Genomic DNA, 12,706 nt, shown 5'->3' with positions numbered 1-12,706 from the left:
AGGGTGTCCGGGCGCAGGGGGAGACGACGAGCTGGTTGGCGGAGCATGACTCACAACCCGGTCGGGCAGCCGCCCGACGAACCGCAGCACGACGACCGCACTCGCCCCGACGCCTTCCCGGGGATGCCCCGACGAAGGGCGGTGGCGGCCGGCCTGGTCTCCGTGGTCGCGCTCGGCATCGCCGGCTGCGACGAGGGTTCGCGACGCTCGGCGCCCGTCGACCGCGGCTACCAGGTCCCCGACGGGGACGCGGCGACCGGCTCCGGGCCGTCGGCGAGCGCGTCCGCCCCGCGCTGGCCGCTGACCGGAGCGCTCATCGACGGCAGGCCGACTCCCCGGCCCGCGCTGTCGGTCAAGATCGAGAACTCGGACGACGCCAGACCCCAGTCGGGTCTCGAGGACGCCGACCTCGTCTTCGAGCAGATGGTGGAGGGCGGGACCACACGGTTCAACGCCGTGTTCCACTCGGTGATGCCGGGCACCATGGGGCCGATCCGCTCGATCCGGCCGATGGACGCGGCGATCTCAGGGCAGTTCGGCGGCCTGCTGGCATTCTCCGGCGGTCAGGGGGCCTACGTGCGCCGGGCCATCCAGGCGGGGTTGCAGGTCATGTCGCTCGACGCCGGCTCTCCGGGCTTCTACCGCGCCGGGCACCGGTACGCCCCGCACAACGTCTACGGCCGGCCGCGGGCGTTCCTCCGTGCCGCGAACGGCTCGCCGGAGTCGCCGTCGAACGACATCCTCGAGTTCGCCCGCGAGGCCGACGGCGCGACGGCCGCCGATCACGGAGAGCGGGCCGGGACCGTCCGCGTCTCGTTCCCGTCGGCGAACCCGGGTTGGCGCTGGACGCCCGACGCCCGCACGGGCCGTGGCGTCGGGGCGGGGGCGTGGCGACGCACCGAGGACGGGGCGGCGCAGAGCTCCGAGGACGGCAAGGCAGTGCTGGCGAGCAACGTCGTGGTGCTGCGCGTGCAGGTCGAGATGACCGGCGCGCGGGACGCGGCGGGCGCCCAGGTGCCCGAGACGATCCTGCAGGGGGAGGGCGACGCCGTCGTGTTCTCGCGCGGCCGTGCGGTGGAGGCCGCCTGGTCGAAGGGTGGGCCGACGCGGCCGATGCAGCTCACCCGCGGCGGGGAGCCGGTGCTGCTGGCACCCGGTCCGACGTGGATCGAGCTGCTCCCTGTCTCCGGGGGTTCGCTGTCCTTCTGACGGTCCGGATCCTGGATCTCGAGTGGCGCGCGGTCGCCGACGGTCCTAGGTTCTGGCGGGAAGTCCCGGCGGGACCGACCACGAAGGAGTGACCTGTGAGTTTGGCCGTGCTCGAACGCGAACGCACCATCGCGCGCCCCGGCTTCAACCGATGGCTCATCCCGCCGGCGGCGCTCGCCGTCCACCTGTGCATCGGGCAGGCGTACGCCACGAGCGTCTACAAGAACGCCCTCGTTCAGCACTTCGACACGTCGCTGACGGCGATCGGAGTCATCTTCTCCGTGGCCATCGTCATGCTCGGAGTCTCCGCCGCGATCTTCGGCACCTGGGTCGACACGGGCGGCCCGCGCCGCGCCATGGTCGCCTCGGCCCTGTGCTGGTCGGTCGGGTTCCTGGTCGGCGCGCTCGGCATCGCGACCACCCAGCTGTGGCTGGTCTACCTCGGCTACGGCGTCATCGGCGGTATCGGGCTCGGGATCGGCTACATCTCGCCGGTCTCCACGCTCATCAAGTGGTTCCCGGACCGGCCCGGCCTGGCGACCGGCATGGCGATCATGGGGTTCGGCGGCGGCGCGATGATCGCCAGCCCGCTCTCGCAGTGGCTGCTGGGCCTGTACGACCCCGCGTACGACCCGGCCTCCGGTGTCGCGGCCGGGTCCGCCGTCGCGAAGCTCTTCGTGACGCTCGGCCTCGCGTACGGCGTGGTGATGCTCTTCGGGGCGGCGATCGTGCGGGTCCCGCACGAGGGGTGGCGCCCCCGCCACTTCGACCCGGACGCCGTGAAGCGCAAGCCCATGGTGACCACGGCGAGCGTGTCCGCCAACAACGCGATCCGCACGCCGCAGTTCTGGTTGCTCTGGGGCGTGCTGTTCTGCAACGTGACGGCCGGCATCGGCATCCTCGAGCAGGCTGCACCGATGATCCAGGACTTCTTCCGCGAGGGCGGCTCCTCGCTCGTGGCCGCGGGCGCGGCGGCCGGCTTCGTGGGCCTGCTGTCCCTGTGCAACATGGCCGGGCGGTTCGTGTGGTCCTCGACGTCGGACTACATCGGCCGGAAGAACATCTACATCCTCTACCTCGGCCTGGGGGTCGTGCTCTACCTTCTCCTGGCCCTCTTCGGCTCCGCCTCGATCTTCCTGTTCGTCCTCTTCGCGGGCATCATCCTCAGCTTCTACGGCGGAGGGTTCGCCACCGTCCCCGCCTACCTGCGCGACATGTTCGGCACCTACCAGGTCGGCGCCATCCACGGCCGGCTGCTCACCGCCTGGGCCGCCGCGGGTGTCGCGGGGCCGCTCATCATCAACGGCTTCCTCGACGCGCGGGGTGAACCGGGCAACCTGGTCGCCGGTGACTACCGGCCCGCGCTGCTGACCATGGTCGGGATCCTCGTGGTCGGATTCGTCTGCAACATCCTCGTACGTCCCGTGGCCGAGAAGTACCACGAGAAGGACTACGTGGAGCCGACGTCCGAGGAGTCCGGCGCGGACGGTGTGACGGACGACGACGTCGCCCCCCGCCGCTCGCCGCTGGTCGTGGTGGCGTGGGTCGTCGTCGGGGTGCCGCTGGCCTACGGCGTCTTCCAGACCGCGGTGAACGCGGCCGCCCTGTTCGGCGGCTGACCGTCACGGCACGAGCGCGGCGCGGCAGCTGTTGAGGTAGGTGCGCAGCGCCGCGACCTGCTGCGGCGTGAGGTCGGCGACCATGTCGGCCTCGAGTCGCTCGACGGCGCCGGCGTACCTGTCGAGCAGATCTCGGCCCGCCTCGGTCAGCCGGACGAGCAGGTGCCGGCGGTCCGCCGGGTCGGGCCCGCGCTCGACCAGGCCGCGGGCGCCGAGCGCCTTGACGAGGTCCGCCATGCTCTGGGCCGTCACGAACGCGCTGCGCGCCAGCGCGGCCGAGGACATCGGTCCGCGCCGCTGCAGCACGGTCATGGCGGTGTACTGCAGGACGGTGATCCCGGAGCCCTGCAGCACCTCGGCCAGCCGGGCCCGCTGGGCCAGCTCGACCTGCTTGACGACGTACAGCAGCGTCGGTGGCTCCTCGACCTGCGTCCGCGACCGCCTCACGTCCACCCCTCCGGCCCGGCGACAGGAAACCGTGGCATCGTAGCGTGAGAGTTCTCAGGCCTGGCGCTGATCAGCAGATCTTCGCCTTGACGAGAAGGACAGGTTTCCTGAATTCTTCACCGGGTGCGACGAGGCGCTGGAGGGGATCGGATGCGTAGAGCCCGCATCGCGGCCATGGCGGCCGTGGTCGCCGTCGGGGTGGCCGCCTGTGCCGGTGGGGGAGGCGGAGACGGCGGCGCCGACGGGTCCGACGACGGCCTGACCGAGGTCCGGGTCGGTGTCCTGCCCGTGGCCAACATGGCCCCCCTGTACCTCGGCATCGAGGAGGGGTACTTCGAGGAGGAGGGCCTCGCCGTCGAGCCGGTCGTCTCCCAGGGCGGGGCGAGCATCGTCCCGTCCGTGGTCAGCGGTGACTTCCAGATCGGCTACGGCAACCCCGTCTCGATCATGCAGGCGCGGGACCGTGGGCTGGACATCCGGATCGTCTCGGGCAGCACGCAGGGCGGCGCCGACGCGCAGACCAGCGGCAACGGCCTGCTGGTCGCGCCGGACAGCGGGATCGAGGAGGTCCAGGACCTCGCCGGGAAGACGATCGCGGTGACGACCCTGAGCAACGCCGGCGAGCTCACCACACGGGCCGCGCTGGAGGCCGAGGGGGTCGACTCCAGCACCGTGGAGTTCGTCGAGCTGCCGTTCCCGGAGATGAACCACGCCGTGATGAGCGGGAGCGTGGACGTCGCGTGGCAGGCGGAGCCGTTCGTGACGCTCGGGGAGGACGAGGGGATGGTCAACATCGTCGACCCGTACGTGGCGACGATGGACCACCTCGACGCCGCCGTCTACTTTGCCTCCGGCGATCTCGTCGAGTCGGACCCGGAGCTCGTCGCCGCCTTCCAACGTGCCCTGACACGCTCGATGGAGCGTGCCCGGCAGGACGAGGACCTCACCCGCGAGACGGTCCTGTCGTTCACCGAGATCGAGGAGGACGTCGCGCGGCGCATGGTGCTCGCGGTGTACTCGCGGTCCGTGAACCTCGAGTCCATCGAGCTCCAGGCCGACCTCGCGCTCGAGTACGGCCTCGTGGAGAACGAGGTCGACGTCGACGCCCTGCTGGCCGACGGCGCGACGGGGGAGTGACCGGGACGGTGCCGTTCACCATCGAGATCGCCGGCGGGGGTATCGCCGGCCTGGCCGCCGCGGCGGCGCTCGCGCGGGAGGGCTTCGAGGTCCACGTCCACGAGCGGCGTCCCGAGGTCAAGGAGGAGGGCGGGGCGATCGTGCTCTTCGAGCACATGATGCGTGCCCTGGACCGGCTGGATGCGAGCGAGCGGGCCACCCGCAACGGCGACCCGAAGCACCTCTTCAGCTACGCGGACACCCGCGGGCGGCCGCACGTGCGCACCACGGCCAACCCGGCCGGCGGCCGCTACGTCTACGTGACCCGGCACGACGTCCACCGCGCCCTGCTGGACTCGGCGCGGGACGCCGGCGTGCACGTGCATGCCGGCTCGGTGGCCGTGGACGCCGACCCCGCCGGCCGGCTGACCCTCGCCGACGGCCAGGTGCGCGAGGCCGACCTCGTGGTCGCCGCAGACGGCGTGGGCTCGGCGCTGCGGGCACGCCTGCCGGCGGTCCGGGCGAAGGTCCGGTGGCTCCGGCACTGGGGCGTGCGCGTCACGCTCGACCGCCCGCTCACCGGCGTACGGCCCGGATCGTTCCAGGAGCGGTGGGCCGGCCCGCTGCGGCTCGGCTTCGGGCCCCTGGGCGGCGGGATCTCCGCGGTCTACCTCTCTTCTCCGGCGCGCGGGCTGACGGCCGACCGGACGGCGCTGGACCTGGAGAGGTGGGTCCGCGCCTTCCCCGAGCAGGAGGACATCCTGCGCGACGTCGCGGCCCAGCGGCCCACGCTCGCCCCGTTCTCCGCCGTGGTCTGCTCGTCGTGGTCGGACGGGCGCGTGGCCGTGATCGGGGACGCGGCTCACGGCATGCCGCCGCACCGCGGGCAGGGTGCCGCCATGGCCGCGCTCGACGCCGTCCACCTCGCGGCGGTCGCGGCCCGGGAGCGGGACCGGCTCGGCACCGCGGCCGGCGTGGCCGCGATGCTGCGGACCTGGGAGTCCGAGGTGCGCCCGGTGGTCGCCCGCACCCAGCGGCAGGCCGTCCTGTACTGCCTGGCCCAGCAGGCCTGGCCGCGGCCGCTGCTGCCGCTGCGTCCGGCGGCGTTCCGGGCGATGAGCCGGACGCGCCGGATCGACCTGAGCCTCGTCTCCTGAGGTGCCGGAACCGTCGCCGCGGCGGGCGAGTGGGTGGATGATGTCCGCGACGAGTCGTGGGCGGCGGCGTCGCGGGCGGCACCGTCCCGTCGAGGGAGACATCGGATGGTCAAGTACCTGATCTCGTTCCCCAGCGCCGCGATGGTGGTGCCCGAGGCGGACCTCGACGCCGTCGCCGAGGCCGCACACGCCGTGATCCGTGAGGCGAAGGCCGCCGGGGTGTACGTCTTCGGCGGCGGGATCGACGAGGACGTCGACGCCGTCCTCGTCTCCGGCGACGGGACCGTGTCGGAGGAGACCTACCGGCGGACCCGGGAGCTCGACGGGGGCTTCTCCGTCCTCGACCTGCCGTCGCGGGAGGCGGCCCTGGAGTGGGCCGCCAGGATCGCGGCCGCCTGCCGCTGCCCCCAGGAGCTGCGGAAGTTCCAGGACGACCCGGAGTCCTGAGCGATCACCTCAGGCTCCCTTGATGGGCGACCGCGACGCGGACGAGGGATATCTGCTCACGGTGGCGCCGGACGGTGCTCGTGGCCGTCGCGAGCGGGGTGGCGGTGCCAGGAGACCCTGACGCCGGAGACGCCAGCTCGCTCTAGCTGACCCGCTCGACCGTGGCCGGCCGCGGATGCACGATCCTGGTCAGCAGCGCGCGGAGCGTCTCCCGCTCGGCCTCGTCCAGCTCTCCGAGGACCTCGTCGAGCGACGCCTCCACCCGGTCCCGGGCGCGGCGGTACGCCTGCCGGCCCCGGTTCGTGGCCACGACGGACTTCTGCCGCCGGTCTGCCGCGTTGGGTCGTCGCTGGGCGAACCCGCGCTGCTCGAGGCCGTCGACGAGGGCGACGATCTGACTCGGGTCGAGGCGGAGGGTGTCGGCGAGCTCGCGCTGGCTCGCGCCACCCGCGCGGATGATCAGCTCCAGCAGCGTGTAGGAGCGGGTGCTGAGGTCCATCGGCCGCAGTGCGGCGTTCGCGGCCGCGACGCCCTGGGCGCTCGCGAGCGAGAGCAGCAGGCCGATGTTGTCGGACGCCCCGACGCTCTGCGACGTCACCATGGACTCCTCCCTCGCGTGACGAGCAGACTACGAGCAAACAGTTGCAGGGGTCAATGATTGACACTGCCTATCAACCCTGGGGAGACTTGCCGCCGACGGCAGCGGCGAGCGGTGCGGCTGTGCCGCTGGCCGGGTCGAGGTGGACATGGAGGAGTGTATGGATCTGAGCGGGAAAGTCGCCATCGTCACCGGCAGCGGACGCGGCCTCGGGCTCGCGTACGCCCGGGAGCTCGCCCGGCACGGTGCGAGCCTGGTGGTCAACGACGTCGACCAGGAGGCCGCGGACGAGGCCGTCGCCGCGATCACGGACGACGGCGGGAAGGCGGTCGCCGTCGTCGCGCCCGTGGGTCCGACCGAGACGGCCAAGAGCCTCGTGACGACCGCCGTCGAGACCTACGGGCGGCTCGACATCCTCGTGACGAACGCCGGCGTCCTGCGGGACACGGTGCTGTGGAAGATGTCCGACGAGGACTTCGACACCGTGATCGGCGTCCACCTGCGCGGCACCTTCACCTGCGTCCGCGAGGCCGCGACGTACCTGCGCGGCCAGGGCGAGGGCGGCCGCATCATCTGCATCGGGTCCCCGACCGGGCAGCGGGGCAACTTCGGCCAGACGAACTACGCCGCCGCCAAGGCCGGCATCGTCGGCATGGTGCGGACCTGGGCGCTGGAGCTCGCCCGCGCGAACATCACCGCCAACGCCGTCATCCCGGTTGCCGCGACCGCCATGACGGACACCGTCCCCTACTTCAAGCAGTTCTCCGACGCCGCGGAGCGGGGTGAGCCCGTCCCGTTCGCCCGGCGGGTGCTCGGCTTCGGCACGCCGCAGGACGTCGCCGGCCTCATCGCCTACCTCGCCTCGGACGCCGCCGCGGGCATCTCCGGCCAGGCGATCGGTGCCGGCGGGGACCGCCTCACGCTGTGGTCGCACCCCGAGGAGGTCGTGACCGCGTTCCGCGACGGCGGCTGGGCGGCGAGCGACCTGGAGAGCGACTTCGCATCCACCTTCGGGCAGTCCCTGCAGAGCGTCGGCCAGCCCATGCCGGAGCCGCCCGCGGACGCCGCGCCGTCCCCAGAGGCAGGGTCGTGACCCGGTACGAGTGCGCGGTCGACGCCGCGCAGGTCGTCGCCGTCGACGTGCACGTGCACATCGAGAAGGACGCCGACGGCCACATGTCCCTCCCGGCCGAGGTGGTGGAGGCGGCCGCGAAGTACTTCCGTGCCCCCACCGACCGCATGGACGTGGACGAGACCGCGGAGTACTACCGTCAGCGGTCCATGGCCGCCGTCGTCTTCACCGTCGACGCGACCACGTTCTGGGGGCAGCCGCCGAACTCGGTGGCCGACATCGTGGCCGGCGCCGCCCGCAACAACGACGTGCTCATCCCCTTCGGGTCCGTGGACCCGTGGGCCACCGACGCGGTGGACCGGATCCGCCGCCAGGTCGAGGACCTCGGCGTGCGGGGCTTCAAGTTCCACCCGTCGGTGCAGGACTTCGACCCCTCCGACGAGCAGCACTTCCCGCTCTACGAGGCGATCGCGCGCTACCGGCTGCCCGCCCTGTTCCACACCGGCCAGACCGGCATCGGCGCCGGCGTGCCCGGCGGGTTCGGCATCAAGATGGGGCTCTCCAACCCGATCCTGCTGGACGTGGTGGCCGCCCGGTTCCCGGACCTGACGATCATCATGGCCCACCCGTCCGTGCCGTGGCAGGACGAGGCCATCACCGTCGCGACGCACAAGGGCAACACCTACATCGACCTCTCCGGCTGGTCGCCGAAGTACTTCCCGCCGCAGCTGGTGCGGCAGGCGAACTCGCTGCTGCAGGACAAGGTCCTGTTCGGCTCCGACTTCCCGCTGCTCACCCCCGACCGGTGGATGCGTGACTTCGACGGGCTGGAGATGAAGCCCGAGGTCCGCCCGAAGATCATCAAGGACAACGCCGTCCGGCTCCTGGGCCTGGACGCGCACAAGGAGGACGCATGACCACGACCGTGAGCTTCCAGGACCTGCCGAGCCTGACCGGCGTCGAGCTGGGCACGTCCGGGTACCGGGAGGTCACCCAGGAGCAGGTCAACCTCTTCGCCGACGCCACCGACGACCACCAGTGGATCCACACCGACCCGGAGCGGGCCAAGGCCGGACCGTTCGGCGGTCCCATCGCGCACGGTTACCTCACGCTCGCGCTGATCATCCCGTTCTCGGAGGAGCTCCTCCACGTGGAGGGCGTGACCACCAAGGTCAACTACGGCCTGGACAAGGTCCGCTTCCCCTCGCCGGTCCCGGTCGGCTCGCGCGTGCGGATGACCACCACGGTGCGCGAGGTCAAAGAGGTCCCCGGCGGGTACCAGCTCACCATGGACAACGTCATCGAGGTCGAGGGCGGGACCAAGCCGGCCGTCGCCGCGACGACGCTGGCCCGGTTCTACGCCTGAGGCACCGGTGGCCGCGTAGCCTCGTGCTCGCCCACAAGGCGAACTGGACGAGGAGGTCTCGATGACTGCTGCGCCTGTCCTGGCACGGCTGTATGCCGACGTGGATCCGTACGGCTACGAGCTGATGCTCACCGACGCCGAGCGCGCCGTGCTCACCCGGCTACGGACCGTGCTCGAGAACGACGTGCGCCCCCACGTCAACGACCTGTGGGAGCGCGGTGAGTACTCGCCCGCGGTCCTCGAGCCGTTGGCGGCCCTGCGCACCATGGATCCCGCCGAGCCGGTCGACGGCGGGACCCCGCCCGGGTACCGGCCCCGACCGCTCTTCGACGGCTTCCGCACCTTCGAGATCGCGCAGACGGACGTGTCCGTCTCGGTGATCTTCAGCGGCCACGTGAACCTCTTCCGGAACACAGTGCTGCTCGGCGGCTCGCCTGAGCAGGTGGCCGAGCTCGACGCCGACATGCGCAGCTTCGCCCGCACCGGCGTCTTCGCGCTCACCGAACCCGACCACGGCAGCGACGTCGCCCGCGGGCTGGAGACCACGGCGCGGCGCGACGGCGACACCTGGGTGCTGACCGGCGCCAAGCGCTGGATCGGCGGCGCCGCGCAGGCCGATCTGCTGGCGGTGCTGGCGCGGGACGAGGCCGACAGCCAGGTCAAGGCCTTCCTCGTCGAGCGCGACGACCCGGGCGTGCGCATCGAGAAGATCCGGCGTAAGGCGGCCCTGCGCATCGTCGACAACGGCCACATCACCCTGGACGGGGCGCGGGTCCCGGAGTCCCGCCGGCTGCAGCGGGTCAACTCCTTCGCCGACGTCAACCGCCTGCTGCGCTCGATGCGCACCGGGGTCAGCTGGATGGCCACCGGGGCGCAGGCGGGCGCCTTCCGCGCGGCGGTCCGCTACACCCGGGACCGCCACCAGTTCGGCCGCCCGATCGCCGGGTTCCAGCTCGTGCAGGACAAGCTCGCCACGATGCTCGGCAACCTCACCGCCTCGCTCGGGATGGCGGTCCGCCTCAGCCAGCTCGCCGAGGACCAGGTCGACGGCGAGGGCGGGTACAGCGACGCCGACGCCGCCCTGGCCAAGGCGTGGATCGCGCGGCGCACCCGCGAGACGGTGGCGCTCGCCCGCGAGGTGTGCGGCGGCAACGGCATCACCCTGGACACCGACGTGGCGCGTTTTCACGCCGACGCCGAGGCGATCTACACCTTCGAGGGCACGAACGAGATCAATCAGCTCGTGGTCGGCCGGGCCATCACCGGGATGGGGGCGTTCGTGAGCTGAGGTTCCGGTCGGCAGAACCGCCTCAGCAGCACGGGACGGCCGTCCCGGTCCGGGGTCACCTGCTCTGGACCGCCAGCCGCCCGGCCAGAGCCACGAAGGTGGCGGCGAAGACCTTGCGCATGGCGTCAAGGACTCGGGGCCTGGTCAGGACGCGATCACGGATCGCAGCCGCGAACACGCCGTAGGCGGCGAACACCACGAAGGTGAGCAGCATGAAGACCGCGCTCAGGCCGAGCATGGTCGCCAGCGCGGCGCCGTCGGCCTCACATGCCGCTGGCCTGCACGAGGGCCGCGCATGAGCAGCCCAGCGCATCAGTAGTACCGGGGGAACCGCGACCAGTCCGGGTCGCGGCGCTCGAGGAACGCGTCACGCCCCTCGACGGCCTCGTCCGTCATGTACGCCAGCCGCGTCGCCTCGCCGGCGAACACCTGCTGGCCGGCCAGGCCGTCGTCGGCCAGGTTGAAGGCGAACTTGAGCATGCGGATCGCCTGCGGCGACTTCGTCGCCACGACCCGCGCGTACTCCAGCGCGAGGCTCTCCAGCTCCTCGTGGTCGGCGACCTCGTTGACCACGCCCCAGCGCTCGGCGGTCTCGGCGTCGTAGGTGCGGGCGAGGAAGAAGATCTCCCGTGCCCGCTTGTCACCGACCTGCCGGGCCAGCAGGGCCGAGCCGTACCCGGCGTCGAAGGAGCCGACGTCGGCGTCGGTCTGCTTGAAGCGCGCGTGCTGCCGGGAGGCGACCGACAGGTCGCAGACCACGTTGAGGCTGTGCCCGCCCCCGGCCGCCCAGCCGGGGACGGCGGCGATGACCGGCTTCGGCGTCGTGCGGATGAGGCGCTGCACCTCGAGGATGTGCAGCCGCCCGGCGCGGGCCGGGTCGAGCTGCTCACGTCGCTGCGCCGCGCTGCCCTCGTCGGCGTCCGACGTCTCGTACCGGTAGCCGTCCCGGCCGCGGATGCGCTGGTCGCCGCCGGAGCAGAACGCCCAGCCGCCGTCCTTCGGGCTGGGTCCGTTCCCGGTGAGGATGATCGCGGCGACGTCGGGCGTGGTGCGGGCGTGGTCCAGCGCCCGGTAGAGCTCGTCCACCGTGTGCGGGCGGAACGCGTTGCGGACCTCCGGCCGGTCGAAGGCGATCCGGACCACCGGCAGGTCACGCTCTGTGCCGCTGGTGCCGCCGTCGCGCTCGACCCCGCGGTGGTAGGTGATGTCCGTGAACTCGGCACCCTCGACGTCGCGCCAGCGGGTCGGGTCGAAGATGTCGGACACACGGTCGGGCACGCTGCTCACCCGGCAACCCTATGCCGCGCCACCGCTGCAGCCGTCGCCCACCGTGGCAGGCATGCCAGCAGCACCGGGCGACGGCTGCAGCAGTCGGTGCCCTGGTACGGACCGCCCTATCCTGGCCAGCATGCCCGCCACCGCCCTGCCGGAGGTCCGCGCGACGTACGCGATCCCGCTGAGGTCCCGGTTCCGCCGGATCACCGTCCGCGAGGGCGTGCTGCTGCGCGGCGACGCCGGCTGGGGCGAGTTCTCGCCGTTCTGGGACTACGACGCCGCCGAGTCCGCCGCCTGGCTCCGGGCCGCGCTCGAGGCCACCGAGGAGGGTTGGCCGCCCCCGGTCCGGGACCGCATCCCGGTCAACGTCACGGTCCCCGCGGTCGGGCCGGAGCGGGCGCACGCGATCGTCACCGCCTCCGGCGGCTGCACGACGGCCAAGGTCAAGGTGGCCGAGCCCGGCCAGGACCTCGCGGAGGAGCAGGCCCGCCTGGAGGCGGTCCGCGACGCGCTCGGGCCGCACGGCCGGATCCGGGTCGACGCCAACGCCGCCTGGGACCTCGAGACGGCCGTGCACCGGCTCGGCCACCTCGACCGCGCCGCCGGAGGGCTGGAGTACGCCGAGCAGCCCTGCCCGTCCGTCGCGGACCTGGCGGCGCTGCGCCGACGCACCGACGTGCCGATCGCGGCCGACGAGTCGATCCGCCGGGCGGAGGACCCGCTGGCCGTCCGCCGCGCCGAGGCGGCCGACGTCGTCGTCCTCAAGGTCCAGCCGCTGGGCGGGGTCCGGGTCTGTCTGCAGCTGGCGGAGGAGGTCGGCCTCCCCGTGGTGGTCAGCTCCGCGCTGGAGACCTCCGTGGGGATCGCCGCCGGCCTCGCACTCGCCGCGGCCCTGCCCGAGCTCACCCACGCCTGCGGCCTCGCCACGGTGCACCTGCTGACCGCGGACACGGTGCCCGACCCGCTGCTTCCCGACGGCGGCACCATCCCGGTCCGGCGCCCCGAGCCCACGCCCGGCACCCTCGCCGAGATCGCCGCCGGCGACGACGTGACCCGCGCCTGGTCCGACCGTCTCGCCGAGGTGGCCGGCCACCTGGCGGTGGCCGGGTGAG

14 protein-coding genes are annotated in these 12,706 nt (G+C 72.6%); 10 read left to right on the top strand and 4 right to left on the bottom strand.

Going from position 1 to position 12,706, the window contains the following annotated elements; genetic code table 11:
* The first annotated feature begins 45 nt into the window (after positions 1–45).
* Entirely contained in the window at positions 46–1,209 is a 1,164-nt protein-coding gene (locus ACFQQL_RS17985) for a DUF3048 domain-containing protein (protein WP_382396548.1), read from the top strand.
* A gap of 101 nt (positions 1,210–1,310) precedes the next feature.
* Positions 1,311–2,828: an OFA family MFS transporter gene (locus tag ACFQQL_RS17980; protein ID WP_382396803.1), complete on the top strand. Its 1,518-nt coding sequence runs from the start codon at positions 1,311–1,313 to the stop codon at positions 2,826–2,828.
* Between the two features lie 3 nt (positions 2,829–2,831).
* Here ACFQQL_RS17980 and ACFQQL_RS17975 read toward each other — a convergent pair whose 3' ends face one another.
* The gene (locus ACFQQL_RS17975; protein WP_382396547.1) at positions 2,832–3,275 is read right to left on the bottom strand and encodes a MarR family winged helix-turn-helix transcriptional regulator; all 444 of its coding nucleotides are present in this window, start codon (positions 3,273–3,275) and stop codon (positions 2,832–2,834) included.
* 150 nt (positions 3,276–3,425) lie between these two features.
* Here ACFQQL_RS17975 and ACFQQL_RS17970 point away from each other — a divergent pair, with 150 nt between their 5' ends.
* From ACFQQL_RS17970 to ACFQQL_RS17960, 3 genes are all read left to right on the top strand, one after another.
* Positions 3,426–4,412: an ABC transporter substrate-binding protein gene (locus ACFQQL_RS17970; protein ID WP_382396546.1), complete on the top strand. Its 987-nt coding sequence runs from the start codon at positions 3,426–3,428 to the stop codon at positions 4,410–4,412.
* A gap of 8 nt (positions 4,413–4,420) precedes the next feature.
* Positions 4,421–5,548 carry an FAD-dependent oxidoreductase gene (locus tag ACFQQL_RS17965; protein ID WP_382396545.1) on the top strand — a complete coding sequence of 376 codons (1,128 nt, stop codon included), beginning with the start codon at positions 4,421–4,423 and terminating at the stop codon, positions 5,546–5,548.
* Between the two features lie 105 nt (positions 5,549–5,653).
* Entirely contained in the window at positions 5,654–5,995 is a 342-nt protein-coding gene (locus tag ACFQQL_RS17960; protein ID WP_382396544.1) for a YciI family protein, read from the top strand.
* A 142-nt stretch (positions 5,996–6,137) separates the two neighbouring features.
* Here the strand turns inward: ACFQQL_RS17960 and ACFQQL_RS17955 are convergent, their stop codons facing one another.
* Positions 6,138–6,593 (bottom strand): MarR family winged helix-turn-helix transcriptional regulator, encoded by a 456-nt coding sequence (locus ACFQQL_RS17955; RefSeq protein ID WP_382396543.1) that lies wholly within the window; start codon positions 6,591–6,593, stop codon positions 6,138–6,140.
* Positions 6,594–6,753: 160 nt separating this feature from the next.
* Between ACFQQL_RS17955 and ACFQQL_RS17950 the strand changes: the two genes are divergently transcribed.
* The 4 genes from ACFQQL_RS17950 to ACFQQL_RS17935 all read left to right on the top strand — a co-directional run bounded on the left by ACFQQL_RS17950 (position 6,754) and on the right by ACFQQL_RS17935 (position 10,319).
* Positions 6,754–7,686 carry an SDR family NAD(P)-dependent oxidoreductase gene (locus ACFQQL_RS17950; RefSeq protein WP_382396542.1) on the top strand — a complete coding sequence of 311 codons (933 nt, stop codon included), beginning with the start codon at positions 6,754–6,756 and terminating at the stop codon, positions 7,684–7,686.
* A complete protein-coding gene (locus tag ACFQQL_RS17945; protein ID WP_382396541.1) occupies positions 7,683–8,582 on the top strand; it encodes an amidohydrolase family protein in 900 nt (299 codons plus the stop codon). Before ACFQQL_RS17950 ends, ACFQQL_RS17945 begins: the two co-directional genes overlap by 4 nt.
* Positions 8,579–9,031 carry a MaoC family dehydratase gene (locus ACFQQL_RS17940; protein WP_382396540.1) on the top strand — a complete coding sequence of 151 codons (453 nt, stop codon included), beginning with the start codon at positions 8,579–8,581 and terminating at the stop codon, positions 9,029–9,031. Before ACFQQL_RS17945 ends, ACFQQL_RS17940 begins: the two co-directional genes overlap by 4 nt.
* Before the next feature lie 61 nt (positions 9,032–9,092).
* Entirely contained in the window at positions 9,093–10,319 is a 1,227-nt protein-coding gene (locus ACFQQL_RS17935; protein ID WP_382396539.1) for an acyl-CoA dehydrogenase family protein, read from the top strand.
* 55 nt (positions 10,320–10,374) lie between these two features.
* Here the strand turns inward: ACFQQL_RS17935 and ACFQQL_RS17930 are convergent, their stop codons facing one another.
* Together ACFQQL_RS17930 and ACFQQL_RS17925 are read right to left on the bottom strand one after the other, a co-directional pair.
* Complete coding sequence (locus tag ACFQQL_RS17930) at positions 10,375–10,557, bottom strand: hypothetical protein (RefSeq protein WP_382396538.1); 183 nt, start codon at positions 10,555–10,557, stop codon at positions 10,375–10,377.
* A 74-nt stretch (positions 10,558–10,631) separates the two neighbouring features.
* Positions 10,632–11,606, bottom strand: a complete 975-nt coding sequence (locus ACFQQL_RS17925) for a 1,4-dihydroxy-2-naphthoyl-CoA synthase (RefSeq protein ID WP_382396537.1) — start codon at positions 11,604–11,606, stop codon at positions 10,632–10,634.
* A 121-nt stretch (positions 11,607–11,727) separates the two neighbouring features.
* Here ACFQQL_RS17925 and ACFQQL_RS17920 point away from each other — a divergent pair, with 121 nt between their 5' ends.
* Positions 11,728–12,705: an o-succinylbenzoate synthase gene (locus ACFQQL_RS17920; protein ID WP_382396536.1), complete on the top strand. Its 978-nt coding sequence runs from the start codon at positions 11,728–11,730 to the stop codon at positions 12,703–12,705.
* Position 12,706: the final 1 nt, after the last annotated feature.

The sequence above is a fragment of the Georgenia alba genome (assembly GCF_042665525.1).
GTDB lineage: Bacteria > Actinomycetota > Actinomycetes > Actinomycetales > Actinomycetaceae > Allobogoriella > Allobogoriella alba.
Note: the sequence above shows the minus strand (reverse complement) of the source record. Positions and strands in the feature narration are given on the sequence as shown.

Bases quoted from the DNA above. Each gene is read 5' to 3' on its own strand.
- ACFQQL_RS17985 (WP_382396548.1), top strand. From the start codon at position 46: ATGACTCACAACCCGGTCGGGCAGCCGCCCGACGAACCGCAGCACGAC.
- ACFQQL_RS17970 (WP_382396546.1), top strand. From the start codon at position 3,426: ATGCGTAGAGCCCGCATCGCGGCCATGGCGGCCGTGGTCGCCGTCGGG.
- ACFQQL_RS17960 (WP_382396544.1), top strand. From the start codon at position 5,654: ATGGTCAAGTACCTGATCTCGTTCCCCAGCGCCGCGATGGTGGTGCCC.
- ACFQQL_RS17950 (WP_382396542.1), top strand. From the start codon at position 6,754: ATGGATCTGAGCGGGAAAGTCGCCATCGTCACCGGCAGCGGACGCGGC.
- ACFQQL_RS17940 (WP_382396540.1), top strand. From the start codon at position 8,579: ATGACCACGACCGTGAGCTTCCAGGACCTGCCGAGCCTGACCGGCGTC.
- ACFQQL_RS17935 (WP_382396539.1), top strand. From the start codon at position 9,093: ATGACTGCTGCGCCTGTCCTGGCACGGCTGTATGCCGACGTGGATCCG.
- ACFQQL_RS17930 (WP_382396538.1), bottom strand. From the start codon at position 10,557: ATGCTCGGCCTGAGCGCGGTCTTCATGCTGCTCACCTTCGTGGTGTTC.
- ACFQQL_RS17920 (WP_382396536.1), top strand. From the start codon at position 11,728: ATGCCCGCCACCGCCCTGCCGGAGGTCCGCGCGACGTACGCGATCCCG.